The sequence below is a fragment of the Micromonospora sp. WMMD714 genome, assembly GCF_029581315.1.
Lineage (GTDB): Bacteria > Actinomycetota > Actinomycetes > Mycobacteriales > Micromonosporaceae > Micromonospora > Micromonospora rifamycinica.
In genome coordinates this window covers 5,502,398-5,524,642 of record NZ_CP120744.1, presented here as the reverse complement: position 1 = coordinate 5,524,642, position 22,245 = coordinate 5,502,398, and the positions used below count along the sequence as shown (strand labels likewise).

Here is a 22,245-nt window from a genome sequence, read left to right as displayed (position 1 = left end):
CCCGTCGCGCGACGGGCCGGAGCGCGGGCGCGTCGCCGCCGGCCCGGCCCACGACGGGTGGGCCGGCCGGTCGGCTCAGCGGGGCGGGGGTGCCCCGGTGAAGGACGTGGCGTGGTCGACGGCCCACTGGCGGAAGGTCCGCGCCGGTCGGCCGAGGAGGTCGGCGACCGTCGAGGTGACGTACGCGGGGCGGCCCGTCGCGGCGTTCCAGGCGGCCAGGAGCATGTCCACGGCCGGCCGGGCGTCTTCCGGGGCCTGCCGCCGGAACTCGTCGGGCGGCAGCTCCTCGAACGTCAGCCGGCGGCCGAGCGCGTCACCGAGGAGGCGTACCTGTTCGGCCTGGGTGAGCGACTCCGGGCCGGTCAGCACGTGGTCGCCGGCGGCGTCTCCGTCCGCGCGCAGGGTCCGCGCGATGACCGCGGCCACGTCCCGGTCGTCGACCGGTGCGGTCTCGGCGGTGCCGTAGGGCCACCGGACCACGCCGTCGCCCCGGACCGCGGCGGACCACCAGTGCAGGGCGTTCGACGCGAACATCCCGGGCCGGACGATGGTGGAGTCGAGGCCGGCGGCCGCGATGAGCCGTTCGATCTCGGCGTGCCGGGCCGCCATCGGGTTCGGCTGCTGGAAGAACGGGTGCGGGGTGCGGTGCGGTGCGGACAGGTAGACGACCCGCCGGGGCTCGGCGGCCAGCCGGTCGACGACGGCCGCCGCGGTCCGCAGCGGGGCGGTCCAGACCAGAAGGACCGTGTCGACGGCGCGTAACGCGGGGTCGAGTGAGCCCGGCTCGGTGAGGTCGCCGGTGACGGTCTCGACGGTGCCGGGCAGGTCCGTCGCCGCGCCGGGGCGGCGGACCAGGGCCCGGACCGGCACGCCCGCGTCGGTCAGGAGGTCGACCACGGCGCGGCCGATCCGCCCGGTCGCCCCGGTGACGAGCACCGGAGGGCCTCCCGTGGCGGTCATGGCAGCCTCGCCGGCGTCGAGGGGGTACGGCGGGTGTCGGTCTGTCCCATGGGTGCCATCATTTCGTTACCGAGTTAAAAAAGCAACCTGGTAACTAATGTTACCGTCAGGCGGTGAGTGAACCGGTCGGACTGCGGGCCCGCAAGAAGCTCCGCACCCGGGACGCGATCGCCGACGTGGCGATCACGCTGTTCCTGGCGCGCGGATTCGACCAGGTGCCGGTCTCCGACGTCGCCGCCGCGGCCGAGGTGTCGAAACCGACCCTGTTCCGCTACTTCGCCACCAAGGAGGACCTGCTCCTGCACCGCTTCGCCGACCACCTCGGCGAGCCGGCCCGGGTGGTCCGTGACCGGCCCCCCGGGATGCCGCCGGTCGAGGCGCTGCACCGGCACTTCCGGGCCGGTCTCGACCGCTGCGAGCCGGTCACCGGCCTCAACGACCACCCCGAGGTGGTGGCGTTCCACCGGCTGGTGTTCACCACCCCCAGCCTGGCGGGACGGCTGCTGCGGTATCTGGAGGACGACGAGGACGCCCTGGCCGCCGTCCTCGACCCGGGGGTCCGGGGCCGGCTGCTGGCGGCCCAGGTGATCGCGGTGCAACGGGTGCTGGCCCGGACCAACTGGCAGCGGATCGCCGCCGGGCGCAGCGCAGGCCAGGTGCTGCCCGAGGCGGTCGCCGACGCCGACGACGCCTTCGCCCGGCTCCGCCGCTGCACCGACGACCACTGACCCGGCGCACCCGTGCGGACCCCACCACGGCCGGCGTCGCCGGGCGGGTGAACCGGGCGGTTCCCCGCCGCCGCGGGTATGGTGCGGGAGACGTGTCAGGCGGGACGGGCCGGTGGGTTTGCGCAGCGACGACCACCGCCACCATGCAGGACCGCCGCCGACCACCGCCAGGTTGGAGGGCCGCCGCCGACCACCGCCACGGTGGAGGACCGCCGTCGTCCCGCGGTCCCGCCGCCACCGGAACGCCCGCCGGAAAGGAGCCGCGCGATGAGATCCCTGCCGCTCACCCCGCACGACGCCCTGGCCGAACTCGGTCGGCTCCGACTCGACGAGACCGGCGTGGACGAGGTGCTCCGGATGGTCGCCGACCTGGCCCGAAGCAGCCTGCGCGGCGCGTCGGAGGTGTCGGTCACCCTGCTACGCGGCAGCAGCCCGCAGAGCGTCGCGGTCACCGGCGACGTCGCGCTGCTGCTCGACGAGTGGCAGTACCGGCAGGGGCACGGGCCGTGCCTGGACGCCTCGATCACCGGTGACACCCTCACCGTGGTCGACACCGGCACCGAGAAACGCTGGCCGGCCTGGGCGTCCCGGGCCGTCGACGCGGGCGTCGGCAGCGTGGTCGCCATCGGCCTGCCGATCCAGGAGGCGGTGGTCGGCGCCCTCAACCTCTACGGCACCGCCCGCCACGCGTTCGACGCCGAGACGGTGGAGTTGGCCCAGACCTTCGCCGCGTACGCCGCGGTGGCGCTGGCCAACGCCCACCTGTACGCCAGCGCCACCACGCTGGCCGCGCAGATGCGTACGGCGATGGAGAGCCGGGCGGTGATCGAGCAGGCCAAGGGGATCATCATGGGTCAACGCCGGTGCACCGCCGACGAGGCGTTCGGCATCCTCGCCACCATCTCGCAGGACACCAACCGCAGACTGCGCGACGTCGCCGCCGCCCTGGTCGGTCGGGCCACCGCGGGCACCCGCTGAACCCCCGTGTCTCAGCGGTCGGCGGCGGTGGGCTGACCGGGCACCGGTCGGACGACCTGCTGGACCAGGGCGTCCGCCACGTCCCGCAGCTTGCGGTTGGAATTCTGCGACACCCGGGCCAGCATGCCGAACGCCTCGTCGGCCGTGCACCGGCGTTGACCCATGATGATCCCCTTGGCCTGCTCGATCACCGCCCGGTTGCGCATCGCCTCCTGCATCTGTGCGGCCAGCGTGGCGGTGCTGTCGTACAGGTGGGCGTTGGCCAGCGCCACCGCGGCGTGACCGGCGATCGTCCGGGCCGGCTCGGCCACCCGGCCGAACGCGTCCGGTCGGGTGCCGTAGAGGTTGAGGGCGCCGACCACCGCCTCCTGGATCGGCAGGCCGATGGACATGCAGGAGCGCACCCCGGCGGCGTACGCCAGGGCCGACCACTCCGGCCAGCGCCGCTCCCCGGTCGTGTCCGCGACGATCAGCACGGCACCGGTGGCGGCCGCGTCCAGGCACGGGCCACGCCCCTGCTCGTACTGCCAGGTGTCGAGCTTGAGGGCCAGCTCATCGGTGTGGGCGGCGGTCTTCGCCTCGGTGCCGTGCACCAGGGTCACGGTGACCTCGGCGGCGTCCGGGATGCTGTCCCGGGCCACCTCGGTGATCCGGGTCAGCACGGCGTCGAGGCCCATCTCGTCGTGGCGGATGGACCCCAACCGGAGGACAGCCCCGGTGATGTCGAGTGGTGACTGCGGCATGCGTCTGGACGTCCTTGCGAACCGGCGCGAACCCACCGGTGCAGCCGGCGGCGCGTGACGATCGGTCCGTTTCGGTGGGCCGTCGTTGCGGCTCCACCGGGGACGGACCGGGGACCGCGCCACTGCTTGACGCTCGCTCACGACGCCGCCTGGGGCGTCGGACGCGGAGTACCACTGTACCGGTCGGCCGGCGGCGACATGCGACGGACACCGCCGCGGCGGTCGTTTCCGAGGTGGTGTCCGGGCCGGGCGCCGGGGGATGATGACAGCCGACGACGACAGGGGGAGCGGACGGATGACGGTGGAGATTCCGCGTGGGGGCCGGGTGTTGTTCATCGGCGACAGCATCACCGACGCCGGACGGGACCGGGCCGACGGCGCCGACCTGGGCGTGGGCTGGGCGATGATGGCCGCCGCCTGGTTCACCGCGCGGCACCCCGGCCACCGGGTGGCGTTCCGCAACCGGGGTGTCGGCGGTGACCGGGTACGGGACCTGCGCGCCCGGTGGACCGACGACTGCCTGGCGCTGGCCCCGCAGGTGGTGTCGGTGCTGATCGGGATCAACGACACCTGGCGGCGGTACAGCAGCGACGAGGTCACCACGGCCGAGGAGTTCGGCACCGACTACCGGCACGTGCTGGCCGCCACCCGGGACGCGCTGCCCGACGTCCGGCTGATCCTGGTGGAGCCGTTCCTCATCCCGCTCGACGACCCGCAGCGGCGCTGGCGTGAAGACCTGGACCCGAAGGTCGAGGTGGTCCGCAAGCTGGCCGCCGAGTTCGACGCGACGCTGGTCGCGGTGGACGCGGTGTTCGGCTCCGCCGACGCCGACGACCGGGTGTGGACCGACGACGGGGTGCACCTGACCCCGCCCGGCCACGCCCTGCTGGCCCAGCGGTGGTTGGCCGCGGTCACCCCGGCCACCTGATCCCGCACCCCGTCGGCGGCCCGGGCCGAATGCCCGGGTCCGGGCGTTGCCACGGCCCGGGGTGATCCTCTACGGTCGGTCCAGCGGTTGGCGGTGCGGTCCTTTCCAACCATCACCGCCGAGCGGCCCCGTGACGGGCCGGGGCCGGTGGGGCCCCGGAACGCCCCGCCGGTGGCCCGTCGGTGGTCCCGCGTGTCCTCCTGCCCTCCCCGGTCCGCGCCCTCGCCGCGTTCGGAGTCGGTACGGTGGGAAACACGCCGAGCCGCCCGGGAGATCCCGTGTTCCTCACGCCCCACGAGCAGGACCGCCTGCTCGTCCACGTCGCCGCGGACGTCGCCCGTCGACGACGCGAGCGCGGACTGCGCCTCAACTACCCCGAAGCCGTCGCCATGATCACGGCGTTCCTCCTGGAGGGCGCCCGGGACGGCCGCTCGGTCACCGATCTGATGGCCGCCGGCCGTACCGTGCTCAGCCGCGACGACGTGCTCGACGGGATCCCCGAGATGCTGGGGGAGGTGCAGGTGGAGGCCACGTTCCCGGACGGCACCAAGCTGGTGACGGTGCACCACCCGATCCCGTGATCCCCGGGGAGATCCTGCCCGGCGACGGCCCGGTCGAGATCAACGCGGGCCGCCCGGTGACCACCCTGCTGGTGGTCAACACCGCCGACCGGCCGATCCAGGTCGGCTCGCACTACCACTTCGCCGAGACCAACCCGGGCCTGAGCTTCGACCGGTCCGCCGCGTACGGCCAGCGGCTCGCCGTACCGGCGGGGACCTCGGTGCGGTTCGAGCCGGGGATCAGCCGCACCGTCGACCTGGTGCCGCTGGGCGGCGCGCGGATCGTGCCGGGGCTGCGCGGCGAGGTCGCCGGCCCGCTCGACCGGGAGCCCGATCCCTCCGCCGGAGAGCCCGACCCGGCAGCCGGCAGGCCCGGCCCGGGCGTCGGGGAGGTCGGCCGGTGAGCGCGGTGGACCGGCGACGCTACGCCGACCTGTACGGCCCGACGACCGGCGACCGGATCCGGTTGGCCGACACCGACCTGCTGATCGAGGTGGAGGTCGACCACTGCGTCGGCGGGGACGAGGCGGTGTTCGGCGGCGGCAAGGTGATCCGCGAGTCGATGGGCCAGTCCCGGGCCACCCGGGCCGAGGGCGCGCTCGACACGGTGATCACCGGTGCGGTGGTGCTGGACCACTGGGGGGTGGCCAAGGCCGACGTCGGGCTGCGCGACGGGCGGATCGTGGCACTGGGCCGGGCCGGCAACCCGGACACCATGCCCGGCGTCCACCCGGACCTGGTGATCGGCCCGTCCACCGAGGTGATCGCCGGCAACGGGCGGATCCTCACCGCCGGGGCGGTGGACACCCACGTGCACTTCATCTGCCCGCAGATCGTCACCGAGGCGCTCACCTCGGGCATCACCACCCTGGTCGGTGGGGGCACCGGCCCGGCCGAGGGCACCCGCGCCACCACGGTCACCCCGAACGCCTGGCACCTGGCCCGGATGCACGAGGCGCTGGACACCCTCCCGGTGAACGTGCTGCTGCTGGGCAAGGGCAACACGGTCTCCACCGAGGCGCTGTGGGAGCAGCTGCGGGCCGGGGCGGGTGGCTTCAAGCTGCACGAGGACTGGGGGACCACCCCGGCGGCGATCGACGCGTGCCTGCGGGTCGCCGACGCGTCCGGGGTGCAGGTGTCCCTGCACACCGACACCCTCAACGAGGCCGGGTTCGTGGCCGACACGCTGCGCGCCATCGCCGGCCGGGCGATCCACTCGTACCACACCGAGGGGGCGGGGGGCGGGCACGCGCCGGACATCATCACGGTGGCGGGGGAGCCGAACGTGCTGCCGTCGTCGACGAACCCGACCCGGCCGTACACCCGCAACACCCTCGCCGAGCACCTCGACATGCTGATGGTCTGCCACCACCTGAACCCGTCGGTGCCGGAGGACCTGGCCTTCGCGGAGAGCCGGATCCGGCCGTCCACGATGGCCGCCGAGGACCTGCTGCACGACCTCGGGGCGATCTCCATCATCGGCTCGGACTCGCAGGCGATGGGCCGGGTCGGCGAGGTGATCACCCGGACCTGGCAGAGCGCGCACGTGATGAAGCGTCGGGTGGGTGCGCTGCCCGGCGACGGGCTGGCCGACAACCACCGGGCACGCCGGTACGTGGCGAAGTACACCATCTGCGCGGCGATGGCCAACGGGCTGGAACGGGAGATCGGCTCGGTGGAGCCGGGCAAGCTCGCCGACCTGGTGCTCTGGGATCCGGCGTTCTTCGGCGTCCGGCCACACCTGGTGATCAAGGGCGGGATGATCGCGTACGCGCAGATGGGTGATGCGAACGCGTCGATCCCCACCCCGCAGCCGATGCTGCCGAGGCCGATGTTCGGCGCGTACGGCGTGGTGCCGGCCGCGACCAGCGTGGCCTTCGTCGCGCCGGCCGCGCTGGAGGCGGGCCTGCGGCTGGACGTGCGCCGTCCGCTGGTCCCGGTGGCCGACGTGCGCTCGCGGGGCAAGGCCGACCTGCCCGAGAACGGCGCGCTGCCGCGCATCGAGGTCGACCCGGACACCTTCACCGTCCGGATCGACGGGGTGGTGGTCGACCCGGAGCCGGTCGCCGAGCTGCCCATGGCGCAGCGGTACCACCTGTTCTGATGACCCCGTCGAGCATGGTGCTGTTGCTGGCCGACGGCAGGTTCCCCGCCGGGGCGCACGCCCACTCCGGTGGCCTGGAGGCGGCGGTGGCGGCCGGCCTGGTCGCCGATCCGGCCACCCTGGCCGGGTTCCTGCGCGGCCGGTTGGCCACCGGTGGGCTGGTCGCCGCCGCGTTCGCGGTGGCGGCGCACCGGGTCGCCGCTGCCGCCGACCGGCGGGCGACGCTGGCCCGGCTGGACGCCGAGCTGGACGCCCGGACCGCCGCATCGGCGCTGCGGGCGGTCTCCCGCCGGCAGGGCCGGGCACTGCTACGGGCCGGGCGGGAGATCTGGCCCGGCGGCGGGTTCGACACCCTGCCCACCAACCCGTCCGGGCCGCACCAGCCGCTGGTGCTCGGTCTGGTCGCCGCCGCCGCCGGCCTGGACCCGGTGGCGGTGGCGACCGTCGCCGCGTACGGGTCGGTGACCGGCCCGGCCAGTGCGGCGGTGCGGTTGCTCGGCCTCGACCCGTACCGGGTGCACGCGGTGCTGGCGGGGCTGGCCGGCGACTGCGACGCCACGGCGGCCCGCGCGGTCGCCACCGCCGACGATCCGCCCGAGCGGCTGCCGGCCCCGGCCGCCCCGCTCACCGACATCCACGCCGAAGTCCACACCACCTGGGAGGTGCGTCTCTTTGCGTCCTGAAACCGTATCGACGATCCCGCACGAGCAGATCGCGCATGACGAGTCCGTTCCGCACACCCACCCCGAGCCGGGGGTCGACCCGCACGCGCCGCTGCCGTCCGGCGTCCGCCCGCTGCGGGTGGGCATCGGCGGGCCGGTCGGGTCGGGCAAGACCGCCCTGGTCGCGGCGCTGTGCCGGGCCTTCGCCGACGAGCTGCGCCTCGGTGTGGTGACCAACGACATCTACACCACCGAGGACGCCGACTTCCTGCGCCGGGCCGGGGTGCTCGACCCGGCACGGATCCGGGCCGTGGAGACCGGCTGCTGCCCGCACACCGCGATCCGCGACGACATCGGCGCCAACCTGGACGCCATCGACGAGCTGGTCGACGGCGTCGGACCGCTGGACCTGGTGCTGGTGGAGAGCGGCGGGGACAATCTGACCGCCACCTTCAGTCGGGGCCTGGTCGACCGGCAGATCTTCGTGGTCGACGTCGCCGGGGGCGACAAGGTGCCCCGCAAGGGCGGCCCCGGGGTCACCGCCGCCGACCTGCTGGTCATCAACAAGACCGACCTGGCCCCGATGGTACGGGCGGACCTGTCGGTGATGGACCGGGACGCCCGTGCCCGGCGGGGGGACCTGCCGACGGTGTTCCTGTCCATCGTGGCCGATCCGCTGGCCGGCGCGGTGGCCGACTGGGTCCGCCACGAGCTGGCCCACCACCGTGGCCGGCTGGTCGTCGGCTGATGCGGGCGGTCGCCCGGTTGGTGGCGGTGGCCGACGGCCGGGGCGGCACGGTGCTGCGCGAGCTGCGGGGCGAGTCACCGCTGCTGCTGCGGCAGGCCGCCGCCACCGACGACATCCCGACGGTGTACGTCGTCGGTGGCGCGGCCGGTCCGCTGGCCGGTGACGACCTGCGGCTGACCGTCGAGGTGGGGCCGGGGGCGGCGCTGCGGGTGCGTACCGTCGCCGCCTCGGTGGCCCTGCCGGGCCGGGCCGGGGCGGTCTCCCGGATGCAGGTGGACGCGGTGGTGCACGCCGCCGGCACCCTGCTCTGGCTGCCGGAGCAGCTGGTGGCGGCGGCCGGCTGCGACCATGTCGCCGAGTCCCGGGTGGAGCTGGCCGGGGACGCCCGGCTGAGCTGGCGCGAGGAACTGGTGTGCGGCCGGTACGCCGAGCCCGCCGGGAACGTCGTGGTGACCACCTCGGTCGACTACGCCGGCCGGCCGCTGCTGCGGCAGTCCCTGGCGGTCGGTCCGGCGGCACCCGGCTGGGCCGGGCCGGCGGTGCTGGGTGGGGCGACCGCGACCGGCTCGCTGCTGCTGGTCGACCCCGCCTCCCCGCCCGGGCCGGTCGTTGCGGACGCCACCGGCGGCGTAACCCGGGGCCGGGTCCTGCCCACCGGTCCCGGTGCGGCCGCCGCCTGGCTGCCGCTGGCCGGTGGCCCGGCGGCGCTGCTCACCGCCACCGCCGCCGATGCGCAGACCCTCCGCGACCTGCTCACCACGCCCGCCGAGGCTACGGCCGGGGCGACCGCCACCGCTCGCCGCTGACGCCGCTGCGAGCCGGTGCCGAGCTGGCCGCTTTGGACCGGTGTGGAGCCCGGGCGGTCCGAGCCGGCCGCTTCGAGTCGGTGTGGAGCCCGGTCGGTTCGAGCCGGTGCGGAGTCGGCCGCTTCGGACCGGTGCGTAGCCGGGCGGTCCGAGCTGGTGCGGGAGCCGGTCAGCCGGTGCGGACGGGGTGCCGGCGCGGGCCGAGCCGGGCGGCGAGGTCGACGAGCTGACCGGTCAGCGCCGCGTCGTCGAGGACGCCGGCCAGTTCGGTGCGGACGAGGGCGTCGATGCGACCCTGTTCGCGGTGGCCCCGGGGGGTGAGGTAGGCCCGGATGCGCCGCCGGTCGAACGGATCGATCCGGCGGTGGACCAGGTTCTGGTCGACGAGCTGGTCGACGATCTTCGTCAGGGTGCCCGGTGGCAACGACTCCTCGGTGGAGACCTCGCTCATCGGGTGGCCCTGCCCGTCGGCGAGACGGCACAGCACCCGCCAGGCCTCGACGGTGAGCCCCTCGGTGGCGAGGACCGCGCCGATCCGGCGGCCGAGCAGCCGTTCGGCGCGGGTGAGCGCACGCATCAGGTCGACGGGCGTGGTGGGATCGTCGGCCATGTCTCTCCCCGTTCGGTGGGTTGCCATGTTACCGAAGCGTCCCGGTTTTCGGTCTGCTCTGGTGGCCCGCCAGGGTTGCCGGCAATCATGTCAGCATGTCCGTGCCGGTGCCCGGTCCCCGCGGCGTGCCGGAACCGTCCCCCCACCCGGGCGGGACAGCGCCCTTCCCCGACCCGGGCGGTGGCGCGCCCTTCCCCGACCCCGGTGGGACCGCGCCCTTTCCCCGTCCGGATGGGACCGCGGGCGGGGTGCCCTGGCTGACCGTCGACCGGTCGGTGGTCAGCGTCGCGCTGGTGTTCCCCATGCGGGGGCCGGCGGGCATGTTCGGCCCCACCTGTGAGCTGTGCGCCCAGCTGGCGGTCGAGGAGGTCAACCGGTCCGGCGGGGTGCTCGGCCGGGAGCTGCGGCTGGTGCCGGTCGACGGCGGGGCGGCACCGGCGGAGGTGGCCGCCGAGGTGGAGGCGCTGGTGTCCACCGGGGCGGTGCAGGGGGTGACCGGCTGGCACATCTCCTCGGTCCGGCAGGCGGTGGCCCCGCGGATCGCGCACCGGGTGCCGTACGTCTACACCGCCCTGTACGAGGGTGGGGAACGTACCGAAGGGGTCTTCCTGACCAGCGAGACCCCCGATGCCCAGCTCTGGCCGGCGATGCGGCTGCTCGCCCGGGAGCAGGGGGTCCGCCGCTGGTTCGTGGTGGGCAACGACTACGTCTGGCCGCGCCGTACCGCGCGGGCGGCCCAGCGGTACGCCCGCGACAGCGGGGCGCGGGTGTGCGGGCGGGCGTTCCTGCCGTTGGGCACCGAGAACTTCGGGCCGGTGCTGCGGGAGATCGAACGCGCCGAGGTCGACGGGGTGCTGATGCTGCTGGTGGGTGCCGACGCGGTCCGGTTCAACCGGGCCTTCGGCCGATCCGGGCTGGACCAGCGGTGTCTGCGGTTGAGCACCCTGATGGACGAGAACATGCTGTTGGCCAGCGGGATCGGCGGCACCCGTCGACTGTTCAGCACGGCCGGGTTCTTCGCCGGCCTGGTCACCCGGGAGAACCTGGACTTCCACGGCGCGTTCGCCCGCCGCTTCGGGGTGGACGCGCCACCGCTGGGCAGCCTGGGGGAGTCCTGTTACGAGGGGGTCATGCTGCTCGCCGCCCTGATCGCGCGGGCGCGCACCCTCGACGTGCGGGCGATCGGCGCGGCCGCGGACGCGGTCACCTACCACGGTCCGCGGGGTGAGCTGCGCCTGCGCCACCGGCACGTCCGCCAACGCATCTACCTCGCCGAAGCCCACGGCCTCGACTTCACCGTCCTCTCCGAACTCTGACCCCCACCCGCGCCACCCCACCCCACCCCGCCCTCCGCCCTCCGCCCCGCCTCTGCCCGCGGTGATCAAGAGGTTTACGTCACCGGACAGCCGGCGGGTGACGTAAACCTCTTGATCACCGGGGAGATCGGGGCGGTGGGAGATCGGGGCGGTAGGGGAGGGCGGGGAGAGGGAGGGCTGGGTGAGGGAGGGCTGGGTGTGGGAGGGGGAAGGGGAGGGGCGCAGGAGGGTGGTTGACAGGGGGGTGGGTGGGGGTTCTAGGATGCTTCCTGCGTGAAGTAACCGCTATTCCGCCCATTGTCGAGGGTGGGTTCCGGCGGTGCGGCATAGGCCTGTCCCAAGGGGTCGACGGGTGTGCGTCACGCATTTATGTCGGGTCATCGTCCGTTGTGGCGGTGGTCCTTTTTTATGCGCCGTGATCGATGCGGGAAACAGTCAATTAAGGGCTGGGAAACATGGCGGCAACCAACGGGGCAGAGTCTTTCCCTGCCCAGAAGTCCACTGCGGACCGCCAGGGATGACGTCCCACCCGTCATCCGGGGGCCCGCTGACGAGTATCGCCACCGCACCGCATCAACCATTGACAGCAATACCTGCCGGCCAGTGCGGGTCGGCACGGAAATCATTCGGCGAACATCGCTCCGCAGGGAGAATGAATGTCACAGTTCCGGGGCCGCCGCATCCTGGCGGGCGCCATGACCCTGATCGCCGCCGCCGCACTCGCCGGTTGCGGCAGCAAGACCTCCGACGGGAAGTCGACCGCGGGTGTGAGTGCCGACGTGTCCGGCGACACCGTCAAGGTCGGGCTGCTCAACTCGCTCTCCGGCACCATGGCCATCAGCGAGGTCACCGTTCGGGACTCCATCATGCTGGCCGTCGAGGAGATCAACGCCGCCGGTGGCGTGCTGGGCAAGAAGATCGTGCCGGTCGGTGAGGACGGTGCCTCCGACTGGCCCACCTTCGCCGAGAAGGCCGAGAAGCTGATCTCCCAGGACCGGGTCGCCGCCGTCTTCGGCTGCTGGACGTCGGCCAGCCGCAAGGCGGTCAAGCCGGTCTTCGAGAAGAACAAGGCGCTGCTCTTCTACCCGGTGCAGTACGAGGGGCTGGAGCAGTCGCCCTACATCTTCTACACCGGGGCCACCACCAACCAGCAGATCGTGCCGGGCCTGGACTACCTCAAGGCGCAGGGCAAGAAGTCGGTCTACCTGGTCGGCAGCGACTACGTCTTCCCGCGTACCGCTAACAAGATCATCAAGGCGTACGCGGCGGCGAACGGGATGACCGTGCTCGGCGAGGACTACGCGCCGCTCGGCTCCACCGAGTTCGGCACCATCGTCAACAAGGTTCGCTCGGCGAAGGCCGACGCGGTGTTCAACACCCTCAACGGCGACAGCAACGTGGCGTTCTTCAAGGAGTACACCTCGGCCGGGCTCACCGCCGCGGGCATGCCCGTGGTGTCGGTGTCGATCGCCGAGGAAGAGGTCAAGGGGATCGGCACCCAGTACCTCAAGGACCAGTTGACCGCCTGGAACTACTACCAGACCACCCCCGGCGCGGCGAACCAGAAGTTCGTCGCCGCCTACAAGGCCAAGTACGGCGCGGACAAGCCGACCAGTGACCCGATGGAGGCCGCCTACGTCGCGGTGTACCTGTGGAAGGCGATGGTCGACAAGGCCGGCACCTTCGAGGTGGAGAAGGTCCGGGCCGCCTCCGGCGGTATCACCTACGACGCCCCCGAGGGCCTGGTCACCGTGGACGGCCCCACCCAGCACATCGCCAAGACCGCCCGGATCGGCAAGGTCGGCGGCGACGGGCTGATCACCGAGGTGTGGAACTCCGGCAAGCCGATCACGCCGGACCCGTACCTGAAGAGCTACCCCTGGGCGAGCGGCCTGAGCTGACCGATCCCGGCCCGGACGGGAGGCACCCCCGTCCGGGCCGACCCACCACTGCGGAGCGCGAACGTGACAGTCCTCTTCGGCCAGCTCTTCACCGGCATCAGCATCGGCGCGGTGCTGCTGCTCATCGCCCTCGGCCTGGCGTTGACCTTCGGTCAGATGAACGTGATCAACATGGCGCACGGCGAGTTCATCATGGCCGGCGCCTACACCACCTACGTCCTCCAGCAGACCGTGACCGCCGCCGGCTGGTCGCTGCTGGTGGCGCTGCCGGTCGCCTTCGCGGTGGCCGGCACCATGGGCGTGCTGCTGGAGGTGCTGCTGATCCGCCGCCTCTACGCCCGCCCGCTGGACACCCTGCTGGTCACCTGGGGTGTCTCGCTGATGCTCCAGCAGCTGGCCCGGGACGTCTTCGGCAGCCCCAACGTGCAGACCCGGGCCCCGGCGCTGCTCACCGGCAACATCTCCCTGCCCGGCGGGCTCACCGTCGCCAACAACCGGTTGTTCATCCTGGCCCTCGCGCTGGCCGCCGTGCTGGCGCTGACCCTGGCGTTGCGGCTCACCCCGCTCGGGCGGCGGATCCGCGCGGTGGTGCAGAACCGCGACCTCGCCGCCGTCTCCGGCATCCCCACCGCCCGGGTCGACCGGACCACCTTCTTCATCGGCTCCGGGCTGGCCGGCGTGGCCGGGGTCGCGCTGACCCTGCTCGGGCCGATCGGCCCGACGATGGGCACCAACCTCATCATCGACGCCTTCCTGGTCGTCGTGGTCGGCGGCATCGGCCAGCTCAAGGGCAGCGTGATCGTCGCCTTCGCGCTGGGCGTGCTCCAGGCCACCGGCGAGTACCTCACCACCCTCAGCGTCGCCAAGGTGATCGTCTTCGTGGCGATCGTGGCGTTCCTCCAGTGGCGGCCCCAGGGGCTGTTCACCCTGCGGACCAGGAGCCTCGCATGACCGCCGCGCCGCTGGTCGGCACCGATCCCGCCGCCGTGGCCGGCACCCCACCGGGCGGCCGGCGGGGCCGCCGGTTCGACGGCCCGGCCCGGACCGCCGCCGGGTTCGCCCTCGGCGCGGCGCTGCTGTTCGCCGTCGCCCCGCTGACCCTGTCGGACTTCCGGCTGTCGCTGCTGGCCAAGTACCTGTGCGTCGCGATGGTCGCGGTCGGCATCGGCATCGCCTGGGGCCGCGGCGGCATGCTCACCCTCGGCCAGGGGGTCTTCTTCGGCCTGGGCGGCTACGCGATGGCCATGCACCTCAAGCTCGCCGACGCCGGCCCCGGCCAGCTGCCCGACTTCATGCAGCTCTACGGTCAGCTCGACGAGCTGCCGCTGTGGTGGCGGCCGTTCGCCAGCCCGTGGATCGCGCTGCCGGCGACCGTACTGCTGCCGATGGCTGTCGCGTTCGGCCTCGGCTCGCTGGTCTTCCGCCGCCGGGTCCGCGGCGCCTACTTCGCCATCCTCAGCCAGGCGCTCGCCGCCGCGATGGTGATCCTGCTGGTCGGCCAGCAGGGCACCACCGGCGGCACCAACGGCCTCACCGACATCCAGGGCTTCTTCGGGTACGACCTGGACGACCCGGTCAACCAGCGGATGGTCTACTTCATCATCGCCGCCAGCCTGCTCGCGCTGCTGGCCCTGGCCCGGCAACTCATCCGCAGCCGGTACGGCGAGCTGCTGGTGGCGGTCCGCGACGGCGAGGAACGGGTCCGCTTCCTCGGCTACGACCCGGCCGGCGTCAAGCTCGTCGGCTACGTGATCGCCGCCGGCATGGCCGGGCTGGCCGGGGCGCTCTTCGTCCCGGCGGTGGGGATCATCTCGCCCGCCCTGATCGGGATCGTCCCGTCCATCGAGTTCGTCATCGGTGTCGCGGTGGGTGGCCGGGCCACCCTGCTCGGCCCGGTGCTCGGCGCGGTGGCGGTGGCCTGGGCGCGTACCGCCCTGTCGGAACGCTTCCCGGGCACCTGGACGTACCTGCAGGGCCTGCTGTTCGTGCTGGTGGTGGCGTTCCTGCCGGGCGGCCTGGCGTCGCTGTGGGCGCTGGCCCGGCAGCGTCGGTCGGACCCGGCCGGGGCGCGGTGGTGGCGGCGGAGCCGGCCGGCGGACCCGGCCGAGAACCGGACGGAGGTGTCGGCGGCATGACCGGTGCGCAGCTCGACGGCCTGTGCGTACGTGACCTGCGGGTCACCTTCGACGGGTTCACCGCCGTCGACGGGATCGACCTCGACGTGCCGCCCGGCGACATCCGGTTCCTGATCGGCCCGAACGGGGCCGGGAAGACCACAGTGGTCGACGCCGTGACCGGGCTGGTCCGGGCCACCGGCTCGGTCCGCTTCGGCGACCGGGAACTGCTCGGCCGGGACGTGCACCGCATCGCCCGGCTCGGCATCGGCCGCACCTTCCAGACCGCCTCGGTCTTCGAGGAGCTGACCGTGGTGCAGAACCTCGACATCGCCGCCGGGGCGACCCGGAGCTGGTGGACGCTCGCCCGGCGACGGGGCCGGATCCCCGACGAGGTGGCCGCCGCGCTGGAGACGATCGGGCTCACCGACCGGGGTGACCAGCCGGCCGGCGCGCTGGCGCACGGGCAGAAGCAGTGGCTGGAGATCGGCATGCTGCTGGTCTCCGACGCCCGGCTGCTGCTGCTCGACGAGCCGGTCGCCGGGATGAGCCACGAGGAACGCGACGCCACCGGCGCCCTGCTGGAGACGGTCAGCCGGGACCGCACCGTGGTGGTCATCGAACACGACATGGACTTCCTGCGCCGCTTCGCCCGCAGCGTCACCGTGCTGCACGCCGGCAAGGTGCTCAGCGAGGGCACCGTGGCCCAGGTCCAGGCGGACCCCCGGGTGCAGGAGGTCTACCTCGGCGTCGACACCGTACCGGAGGCATGATGTTGGAGTTGCGCGGCGTGCGCGCCGGCTACGGGCGCAGCGAGGTGCTGCACGGGGTGGACGTGGCCGTCCCGGTCGACGGGGTGGCCGCCGTGCTCGGGCACAACGGCGCGGGCAAGAGCACCCTGCTGCGGGTCGCGGTCGGGCTGCTGCGCCCCCGCGCCGGCACGGTCACCCTCGACGGTGAGGACGTCACCCGGCTCGCGCCGCACCAGCGGGTCGCCCGGGGGCTGGCGTACGTCCCGCAGGGGCAGCAGTGTTTCCCGCACCTGACGGCGGCGGAGAACCTGCGGCTGGTGGCCGACGGACGGCGCGACGGGGCGGCAGCCACCGCTGAGGCGCTGGACCTGTTCCCGGCGCTGCGGCCCCTGCTGCGCCGTCGCGCCGGGCTGCTCTCCGGCGGCCAGCGGCAGCAGTTGGCCATCGCCCGTGCGCTGGTCACCCGGCCCCGGCTGCTGCTGCTCGACGAACCCACCGAGGGCATCCAACCCTCGGTGGTCGCCGAGATCCAGGACCGGATCGTCGAGCTGGCCACCGGGGCCGGCATCCGGGTGCTGCTGGTGGAGCAGCACCTCGGTTTCGCGTTGCGGGTGGCGACCCGGCACTACGTGCTGGAGTCCGGTCGGGTTACCGCCACCGGTGCCGGGGGCCGGGCCGCCGAGCAGTCGGTCCGCCGGGCGCTCGCGGTGTGACCGTTCCGCGATCCGATGGCGTACGGTGATCAGCCAGGTTCATCGAGTAACATAAATGTCGATCGATGACGTGGAGTGTGGTCCAGCCGCCCTGGAACAGGGGAGTGACTGTGCGGAACCTGCCGGCCCGGATCCTGGGCATCCTGACCGCGATCTCCCTCGCCGCCGTCGGCGGCCCGGCGCCGGCCGCTGACCGGCCGGCCGGGCCGCCGGGGAGCCCCGCCCGGGTAGCGGACCCGTCCGGCGGGCTGACCGGGGACATCGTCTTCTCCGTCCCGAGCGGCACCTTCCGGGACGAGCTCGCGGTCGCGCTGGGGACGCCGGTGGCCGGTGCCGAGATCCGCTACACGACGGACGGCACGCTGCCCCGGGCGGACTCCCCGCGGTACGACGGAACCCCGCTGCTCCTCACCGACACCACCCAGCTGCGGGCGTGGGCGTTCGTCGACGGGGCGGCGACCGGTGACCCGGGCACCGCCCTCTACGTCGAACGTGCCGTGGACGTCAGCCTCGACCTGCCGATCCTGCTGGTCGACGGGTACGGCCAGGGGGCACCCGGGCGGGAGTTCGTCGACGCCGCCGCGCTGCTCTTCGCGCCGGTCGGGGGAGAGGCCTCGCTCTCCGCGCCACCCACCCTCGCCACCCGGATCGGTTACCACCTGCGCGGCACGTCGAGTTCCCTGTTCGACAAGGCGCCCTACCGGGTCGAGTTCCGGGACAACGAGGACGACGACGTCGACCTGCCGGTGCTGGGGATGCCCGCCGAATCCGACTGGGTGCTGCGCGGGCCGTACACCGACAAGGCGTTGATCCGGGAGGCGTTGACCTTCGACCTGGCCCGCGAGATGGGTTTCCCGGCCCCCCGGTACGCCTTCGTCGAGTTCTACCACAACGTCGCCGACCGGCCGGTGGGCGCCGAGGACTACCAGGGCGTCTACCTGATCGTCGAGACCATCAAGAACGCGAAGAACCGGCTCGACCTCAAGAAACTCGATCCCGACGACGTCACCCTGCCGGCGGTCTCCGGCGGCTACATCGTCAAGTTCGAGTGGTTGACGGCCGAGGAGCCCACCCTGCCGTGCACGGGCCGCTCCGCGACCTGCTGGCACTACCTGGAGGTGGTGGACCCGTCGCCGCTGGCCCCGGAGCAGCAGGCCTGGCTCACCGGCCACCTCCAGCAGTTCAACGACATGCTCCAGTCCCGCGACTTCGCCGACCCGACGACAGGCTATCCCGCCTGGATCGACGTGGGCTCGTTCGTCGACTCGTTCATCCTCAACGAGCTGACCCGCAACTTCGACGCCTACGCCCGCAGCTCGTACTTCTACAAGGACCGGGGCGGCAGGATCAACGCCGGGCCGCTGTGGGATCTCGACCTCACCTACGGCGTCGGCGGCGGGGACAACCTGGACACCGCCGGTTGGCAGTACGAGCAGCAGCGGTGGCCGAGGCCCAACAACTGGATGAACCGGCTGGTGACCGATCCCGCCTTCATGGCGGCGGTGCGGGCCCGCTGGGCCGAGCTGCGCCAGGGGCCGCTCTCCCCGGCCCAGCTCGACACCCGCGTCGCCCGGCTCACCGCGCCCCTGGCCGGCGCGGCCGACCGGAACTTCCAGCGGTGGCCCAACCTGACCACCGAGAAGATCGGCCCCATCGTCACCCCGACCGCGGACACCTGGCAGGGGCAGGTCGACTACCTGCGGGACTGGCTGGACCGGCGGATGGCGTGGCTGGACGCCGCCCTCTAGGCCAGCCGCACCTCGTCACCGTCGACGGTCACCGCCCGGGGCGTCAGCGGCCGACCGGCCGGGCCGCTCTGCACGGCGCCGTCGGCGATGCCGAAGACGCTGTTGTGGCAGCCGCAGACGATGGTGCCGTCCTTGACCGAGGTGACCGTGCACCCCTGGTGGGTGCAGGTCGCCGAGAAGGCCTTGATGGTGCCGGCGGCCGGTTGGGTCACCACCACCCCCTCGGCCTTGAAGATCTTGCCCCCGCCGACCGGGATGTCCGCCACCGCCGCCAGCGCCGCGGGCGCGGGCGGCTGCTCGCCGCCACCGGCGGGGGAACCGCTCGCCCCGGCGGACGGCCCGGCCCCGCCCGGGGACGCCCCGTCCGAGGTGGCCCCACCCGGGGAGGCGGCAGCCGGCGCACTGCCCTGCCCGGCGGCCGTCGGCGCGGTCGACTCGCCGTACGTCTGACAGCCGCTGAGCAGGGCGGCGACGCCCACCCCGCCGGCTCCGGCCAGCACGGTCCGTCGGGACGGACAACCCGCCCCACGCTCGTCGCACATCGGCCCGTCGTTCCTCTCCCGTGTTCCGTTACCGTCCGGTGTCGCGTGCCCGTCGGTCACGTGCCCACCCCGAAGGTGGTGAAGTACCACAGCGACGAACTCACCCAGATGCCCATCAGGACGGTGAAGAGCACCCCGCCGACCACCGGCAGCACCCAGCCGGCCAGCCCCCGCTTGGGCAGCGACAGCATCTTCGTGGTGAACACCCCGAAGAACAGGCAGCCGAGCAGGGAGTGCGTCAGGGTGCGCAGGTCGTAGTCGGCGAAGCCCAGCGCGTACAGGCAGTGCACCGCCACCGGCACGGTCAGCAGGAAGGCGATCCGCCCGCTCCACCGGTGCAGCCCACCCGCCCAGGAGGGCGAGAAGCCGCCGAGCCGGCCCCACATCGACAGCGCGGTGAGCAACTGCACCACGGCGAAGAAGGCCGCGCCGCTGCCCAGCCACACCTTGACCGCCTGCGGGCTGGAGAAGCCGGCCACGTTGACCGCGATCCCGGTGGGCTGGTGCACCCGCGCGTACGCCCCGATGGCGACCGCGACCGCGGCCCCGACCAGCAGCGGCACCACCACCGAGGCGGGCGGCGCACCGGTCGGGGCGGGTGGGGCCACGGCGGGCTGGGGGGCGAACATGTCCCGGTCGGACATGTCGCGGTCGGACCGGTCCCGGTCGAACATGTCCTGGTCGGGCAGGACCCGGACCGACGGACCGTCGTCCGGACCGCGTCCCACGTCGGTTTCGAACCTGCGGCGGGCCGTCGTCATTCACCGGCCCCCGGGTCGGCTGTCACCGGCGCGGCGGTGAGGGTCCGGCCGTCGAGGATGGTGGTGCCGAACGCCGGGTCCAGCGGCGGTGCCGACACCGGCCTGCCGTCGCGGGTGACCACCCCGATCTGGCTGCCGTCGGGCAGCATGATCCAACCGCCGTCGACACCGGAGCGACGCTGCTGCGAGGTGGCCCGGTACAGCACCGGGTCGGGCTTGCTGGTCTGCTTGGCGGTGAACTTCCAGCGGCGCTGGCCCACCACCATCTCGCCGGAGGCGACACCGTCGCCGAAGGAGCCGGTGAGCACCTCGCCCTTCTTGCCGGTCAGCTTCATCCGGCCGTCCGCGGCGGTGCCGTTGAGCCACACCTCCAGCTTCTTGCCGTCGCAGACGTACGCCACCGCCTTGCCGTCGGTGACGGTGATCGCGATGGTGGCACCGCCGTCGAGCCGTCCGGTCCAGTTGGAGTCGGCCCCGGCCGCCGGTGGGGCGGCCGGTGGGGATGTCGGCGACGGGGCGGGCTGGCCCCGCTGTTCGGCGGGCTCGGCGGGCTCGGCCGGGGCGGCGTCCGGTGGTGGCTCCGCCGGCACGGCGGGCGACTCGACGGCGGCCTGGGGCGGGGCCGCCGCGTTCGTGGCCGTCCGGGGGTCGACCGTACGCGGCGCCGCCTGGGCGCTCATCGCGAACAGGACGGCGGCCATGCCCGTCCCGGTCAGCAGGGTGAGCAACGGGGTCATGCGCTTCATGAGCAACTCCCTTCACCCCGGATGTACGAAGTCGGGGCGCAGGTCGTTCAATCCGCGCCGAGATCGCCGTGCCGGGAGCGTTCGGCGGTCGGCCCGTCACCGTCGGTGACCATGCGGTCGGGCCGATAGGGTGTCGGCATGGCCGCCCTGTTCCCGTACCGTCGCGGGACCGGGTGACCGGTGCCCTCCGCGTCCCCTCCCGCGCCACGGCGGTCCCCCGATTCCGGGGCCGCCCGCCCGTCCGGTCTGGCCGCGTGGTGTGCCCGGGTCACCCGGTCGCGTCCCTTCGAGGCGGCGATCGTGGTGCTCATCATGGCCAACGCCGCGGTGCTCGGGGTGGAGACCTACCCCGACCTCGGGGTGGCCCGGCCGGTGCTGCACTGGTTGGAGCTGAGTTTCCGGGTCGCCTTCGTCGCCGAGATCGCCGTCCGGGTGCTGGCGTACGGCCGTCGGCCGCAGGACTTCCTCCGGCACGGGTGGAACGTCTTCGACCTGGTGGTGATCGCGGCGATCTTCCTTCCCGGGTTGCACGGGGACTCGGCGCTGCTGCGGGTCGTCCGGGTCGCCCGGGTGCTGCGGCTGGTGCGGTTCTCGCCCGGCCTGCGCACCATCGTGGCCGCGTTGTGGCGCAGCCTGCCCGGCGTCGGCGGGTTCCTCGCGTTGGCCATGGTGACGCTGTACGTCTACGGGATGGCCGGTTGGTTGATCTTCGGCCGGGCCTATCCGGAGCAGTACGGCGACATCGGCCGGTCCCTGCTGACCCTGTTCGTGCTGTTGTCCCTGGAGACCCTGCCGGATCTGGTGGAGCAGGGCCTGGCGCTGTCGCCGTGGACGCTCGTCTACTACGTCAGCTACGTGCTCATCACGGTCAACCTGCTGCTGAACATCCTGATCGCGGTCATCGTCAACTCGATGGAGGAGGCCCGCCGGCTGGAGATGACCGAGCGGCTGGCGCCCGGGTACGACGCCGACGGCGACGGGGTGCCCGACGAGGTGGACCGGATCGCGCTCACCCAGCGGCTGGACGACCTGCGGGCGGTCATCGCCGAGCTGGAACGGGAGCTGCGCATCGACCGCGACGATCCGCCGAGCCGGCACCGGTCCGCCGAACGCACCGACGCCCGTTGAGGCGTGCGACCGCTGGGTGCGGCAGCCCCGCACCGCCCGCCGCCGAGGCGCCGCCGACATCGCCGCCGACGTCCAGCGTTCCGGACGGCGGCACGGCGGGGGTGGGCGATCACGCCCTGATCATGATAGGGATGAAGGGGCGCGCGGCCGTTACCGGCCGGACGCCCCTCCGGTGATGGGCGAGGGAGGTCGGCATGCGGTTCGAACGGACGGTTCTTCCCGGGGTCGGACTCTGCCAGCGCTTCGCCACCGCGAACGGCCAGTGGGCCAGCGTGATCTCCCATCCGGGCGGCCGACGTGACGTGGTGATCTACCACCCGGAGGACGGCGACACCGCCCTCGCCACGCTGGTGCTCGACCAGTCCGAGGCGCAGGCCTTCGCCGCCGTGCTCAACCAGGCGGTCACCGTCGACCACCTCGCCGAGCTGGAACGCCAGCTCCCCGGCGTCACCGTGGTGCGAATACCCGTCGCCGTCGACAGCGTCGGCGACGGGAAGCGCTGGCGGGACACCGCGCTGTCCGGCCGGCCGCTGTCGCTGCTGGCGGTGGTCCGCGCCGGCCGCGTCATCCCGACCCCGGGCGACGACGTCGTCCTGCTCGCCGGGGACGAGGTGGTCGTCGCGGGTACGGAGGCGGCCACCACCTCCGCCGCGGACGTGCTCGCCGGTCACTGACCGGACACCACGACAGACCGAAC

24 protein-coding genes are annotated in these 22,245 nt (G+C 73.3%); 18 read left to right on the top strand and 6 right to left on the bottom strand.

Annotated features, from left to right (window positions below; translation table 11 throughout):
* Positions 1 to 75: 75 nt before the first annotated feature.
* Positions 76 to 960, bottom strand: coding sequence for an NAD(P)H-binding protein (locus tag O7625_RS23565; RefSeq protein ID WP_282341617.1), 885 nt, complete (start codon positions 958 to 960; stop codon positions 76 to 78).
* 113 nt (positions 961 to 1,073) lie between these two features.
* Between O7625_RS23565 and O7625_RS23560 the strand changes: the two genes are divergently transcribed.
* The gene (locus O7625_RS23560; protein WP_282341615.1) at positions 1,074 to 1,688 is read left to right on the top strand and encodes a TetR family transcriptional regulator; all 615 of its coding nucleotides are present in this window, start codon (positions 1,074 to 1,076) and stop codon (positions 1,686 to 1,688) included.
* 267 nt (positions 1,689 to 1,955) lie between these two features.
* On the top strand, positions 1,956 to 2,666 hold the full coding sequence (locus O7625_RS23555; protein ID WP_282341613.1) for a GAF and ANTAR domain-containing protein: 711 nt from the start codon (positions 1,956 to 1,958) through the stop codon (positions 2,664 to 2,666).
* Positions 2,667 to 2,677: 11 nt separating this feature from the next.
* Here O7625_RS23555 and O7625_RS23550 read toward each other — a convergent pair whose 3' ends face one another.
* Positions 2,678 to 3,409: a GAF and ANTAR domain-containing protein gene (locus O7625_RS23550; RefSeq protein WP_282341611.1), complete on the bottom strand. Its 732-nt coding sequence runs from the start codon at positions 3,407 to 3,409 to the stop codon at positions 2,678 to 2,680.
* 295 nt (positions 3,410 to 3,704) lie between these two features.
* Here O7625_RS23550 and O7625_RS23545 point away from each other — a divergent pair, with 295 nt between their 5' ends.
* From O7625_RS23545 to O7625_RS23515, 7 genes are all read left to right on the top strand, one after another.
* On the top strand, positions 3,705 to 4,337 hold the full coding sequence (locus O7625_RS23545; RefSeq protein WP_282341609.1) for an SGNH/GDSL hydrolase family protein: 633 nt from the start codon (positions 3,705 to 3,707) through the stop codon (positions 4,335 to 4,337).
* A gap of 278 nt (positions 4,338 to 4,615) precedes the next feature.
* Positions 4,616 to 4,918: an urease subunit gamma gene (locus tag O7625_RS23540; RefSeq protein ID WP_067303817.1), complete on the top strand. Its 303-nt coding sequence runs from the start codon at positions 4,616 to 4,618 to the stop codon at positions 4,916 to 4,918.
* Positions 4,915 to 5,301, top strand: coding sequence for an urease subunit beta (locus tag O7625_RS23535; RefSeq protein ID WP_067303820.1), 387 nt, complete (start codon positions 4,915 to 4,917; stop codon positions 5,299 to 5,301). The genes O7625_RS23540 and O7625_RS23535 overlap by 4 nt, the downstream gene beginning before the upstream one ends.
* Positions 5,298 to 7,001: an urease subunit alpha gene (locus tag O7625_RS23530; protein WP_282341605.1), complete on the top strand. Its 1,704-nt coding sequence runs from the start codon at positions 5,298 to 5,300 to the stop codon at positions 6,999 to 7,001. Before O7625_RS23535 ends, O7625_RS23530 begins: the two co-directional genes overlap by 4 nt.
* Positions 7,001 to 7,684, top strand: a complete 684-nt coding sequence (locus O7625_RS23525) for an urease accessory UreF family protein (protein WP_282341602.1) — start codon at positions 7,001 to 7,003, stop codon at positions 7,682 to 7,684. The genes O7625_RS23530 and O7625_RS23525 overlap by 1 nt, the downstream gene beginning before the upstream one ends.
* Entirely contained in the window at positions 7,674 to 8,411 is a 738-nt protein-coding gene (ureG, locus tag O7625_RS23520; RefSeq protein ID WP_067303831.1) for an urease accessory protein UreG, read from the top strand. The genes O7625_RS23525 and ureG overlap by 11 nt, the downstream gene beginning before the upstream one ends.
* The gene (locus tag O7625_RS23515; RefSeq protein ID WP_282341600.1) at positions 8,411 to 9,217 is read left to right on the top strand and encodes an urease accessory protein UreD; all 807 of its coding nucleotides are present in this window, start codon (positions 8,411 to 8,413) and stop codon (positions 9,215 to 9,217) included. Before ureG ends, O7625_RS23515 begins: the two co-directional genes overlap by 1 nt.
* A gap of 169 nt (positions 9,218 to 9,386) precedes the next feature.
* Here O7625_RS23515 and O7625_RS23510 read toward each other — a convergent pair whose 3' ends face one another.
* Entirely contained in the window at positions 9,387 to 9,827 is a 441-nt protein-coding gene (locus tag O7625_RS23510) for a MarR family transcriptional regulator (RefSeq protein WP_067303837.1), read from the bottom strand.
* A gap of 248 nt (positions 9,828 to 10,075) precedes the next feature.
* Here O7625_RS23510 and O7625_RS23505 point away from each other — a divergent pair, with 248 nt between their 5' ends.
* From O7625_RS23505 to O7625_RS23475, 7 genes are all read left to right on the top strand, one after another.
* Positions 10,076 to 11,143, top strand: coding sequence for a substrate-binding domain-containing protein (locus tag O7625_RS23505; RefSeq protein WP_282341597.1), 1,068 nt, complete (start codon positions 10,076 to 10,078; stop codon positions 11,141 to 11,143).
* A 656-nt stretch (positions 11,144 to 11,799) separates the two neighbouring features.
* Entirely contained in the window at positions 11,800 to 13,044 is a 1,245-nt protein-coding gene (gene urtA, locus O7625_RS23500; protein WP_282341596.1) for an urea ABC transporter substrate-binding protein, read from the top strand.
* Between the two features lie 63 nt (positions 13,045 to 13,107).
* Complete coding sequence (gene urtB / locus O7625_RS23495; protein WP_208566109.1) at positions 13,108 to 13,995, top strand: urea ABC transporter permease subunit UrtB; 888 nt, start codon at positions 13,108 to 13,110, stop codon at positions 13,993 to 13,995.
* On the top strand, positions 13,992 to 15,179 hold the full coding sequence (urtC, locus tag O7625_RS23490) for an urea ABC transporter permease subunit UrtC (RefSeq protein WP_282341591.1): 1,188 nt from the start codon (positions 13,992 to 13,994) through the stop codon (positions 15,177 to 15,179). Before urtB ends, urtC begins: the two co-directional genes overlap by 4 nt.
* The gene (gene urtD, locus O7625_RS23485) at positions 15,176 to 15,931 is read left to right on the top strand and encodes an urea ABC transporter ATP-binding protein UrtD (protein WP_282341590.1); all 756 of its coding nucleotides are present in this window, start codon (positions 15,176 to 15,178) and stop codon (positions 15,929 to 15,931) included. The genes urtC and urtD overlap by 4 nt, the downstream gene beginning before the upstream one ends.
* On the top strand, positions 15,928 to 16,623 hold the full coding sequence (urtE, locus tag O7625_RS23480; RefSeq protein WP_282341589.1) for an urea ABC transporter ATP-binding subunit UrtE: 696 nt from the start codon (positions 15,928 to 15,930) through the stop codon (positions 16,621 to 16,623). The genes urtD and urtE overlap by 4 nt, the downstream gene beginning before the upstream one ends.
* A gap of 110 nt (positions 16,624 to 16,733) precedes the next feature.
* The gene (locus O7625_RS23475; RefSeq protein ID WP_282341587.1) at positions 16,734 to 18,371 is read left to right on the top strand and encodes a CotH kinase family protein; all 1,638 of its coding nucleotides are present in this window, start codon (positions 16,734 to 16,736) and stop codon (positions 18,369 to 18,371) included.
* On the opposite strand, the gene O7625_RS23470 is transcribed toward O7625_RS23475, so the two are convergent.
* The 3 genes from O7625_RS23470 to O7625_RS23460 all read right to left on the bottom strand — a co-directional run bounded on the left by O7625_RS23470 (position 18,368) and on the right by O7625_RS23460 (position 20,420).
* Positions 18,368 to 18,913: a Rieske (2Fe-2S) protein gene (locus tag O7625_RS23470; RefSeq protein ID WP_282341585.1), complete on the bottom strand. Its 546-nt coding sequence runs from the start codon at positions 18,911 to 18,913 to the stop codon at positions 18,368 to 18,370. The two genes, O7625_RS23475 and O7625_RS23470, sit on opposite strands and share 4 nt — an antisense overlap.
* 56 nt (positions 18,914 to 18,969) lie before the next feature.
* Complete coding sequence (locus O7625_RS23465; RefSeq protein ID WP_282347067.1) at positions 18,970 to 19,542, bottom strand: DUF6529 family protein; 573 nt, start codon at positions 19,540 to 19,542, stop codon at positions 18,970 to 18,972.
* A gap of 128 nt (positions 19,543 to 19,670) precedes the next feature.
* A complete protein-coding gene (locus tag O7625_RS23460) occupies positions 19,671 to 20,420 on the bottom strand; it encodes a hypothetical protein (protein WP_282341584.1) in 750 nt (249 codons plus the stop codon).
* A gap of 180 nt (positions 20,421 to 20,600) precedes the next feature.
* Here O7625_RS23460 and O7625_RS23455 point away from each other — a divergent pair, with 180 nt between their 5' ends.
* Positions 20,601 to 21,548: an ion transporter gene (locus O7625_RS23455; protein ID WP_282341582.1), complete on the top strand. Its 948-nt coding sequence runs from the start codon at positions 20,601 to 20,603 to the stop codon at positions 21,546 to 21,548.
* Positions 21,549 to 21,742: 194 nt separating this feature from the next.
* On the top strand, positions 21,743 to 22,222 hold the full coding sequence (locus O7625_RS23450) for a potassium transporter TrkA (protein WP_282341580.1): 480 nt from the start codon (positions 21,743 to 21,745) through the stop codon (positions 22,220 to 22,222).
* Positions 22,223 to 22,245 lie beyond the last annotated feature (23 nt).

Coding starts and splice junctions, on each gene's coding strand:
- O7625_RS23515 (WP_282341600.1), top strand. CDS start 8,411: ATGCGGGCGGTCGCCCGGTTGGTGGCGGTGGCCGACGGCCGGGGCGGC.
- O7625_RS23565 (WP_282341617.1), bottom strand. CDS start 960: ATGACCGCCACGGGAGGCCCTCCGGTGCTCGTCACCGGGGCGACCGGG.
- O7625_RS23550 (WP_282341611.1), bottom strand. CDS start 3,409: ATGCCGCAGTCACCACTCGACATCACCGGGGCTGTCCTCCGGTTGGGG.
- O7625_RS23525 (WP_282341602.1), top strand. CDS start 7,001: ATGACCCCGTCGAGCATGGTGCTGTTGCTGGCCGACGGCAGGTTCCCC.
- O7625_RS23450 (WP_282341580.1), top strand. CDS start 21,743: ATGCGGTTCGAACGGACGGTTCTTCCCGGGGTCGGACTCTGCCAGCGC.
- O7625_RS23470 (WP_282341585.1), bottom strand. CDS start 18,913: ATGTGCGACGAGCGTGGGGCGGGTTGTCCGTCCCGACGGACCGTGCTG.
- O7625_RS23555 (WP_282341613.1), top strand. CDS start 1,956: ATGAGATCCCTGCCGCTCACCCCGCACGACGCCCTGGCCGAACTCGGT.
- urtE (WP_282341589.1), top strand. CDS start 15,928: ATGATGTTGGAGTTGCGCGGCGTGCGCGCCGGCTACGGGCGCAGCGAG.
- urtD (WP_282341590.1), top strand. CDS start 15,176: ATGACCGGTGCGCAGCTCGACGGCCTGTGCGTACGTGACCTGCGGGTC.
- urtA (WP_282341596.1), top strand. CDS start 11,800: ATGTCACAGTTCCGGGGCCGCCGCATCCTGGCGGGCGCCATGACCCTG.
- O7625_RS23545 (WP_282341609.1), top strand. CDS start 3,705: ATGACGGTGGAGATTCCGCGTGGGGGCCGGGTGTTGTTCATCGGCGAC.
- O7625_RS23460 (WP_282341584.1), bottom strand. CDS start 20,420: ATGAAGCGCATGACCCCGTTGCTCACCCTGCTGACCGGGACGGGCATG.
- O7625_RS23465 (WP_282347067.1), bottom strand. CDS start 19,542: ATGTTCGCCCCCCAGCCCGCCGTGGCCCCACCCGCCCCGACCGGTGCG.
- O7625_RS23510 (WP_067303837.1), bottom strand. CDS start 9,827: ATGGCCGACGATCCCACCACGCCCGTCGACCTGATGCGTGCGCTCACC.
- urtC (WP_282341591.1), top strand. CDS start 13,992: ATGACCGCCGCGCCGCTGGTCGGCACCGATCCCGCCGCCGTGGCCGGC.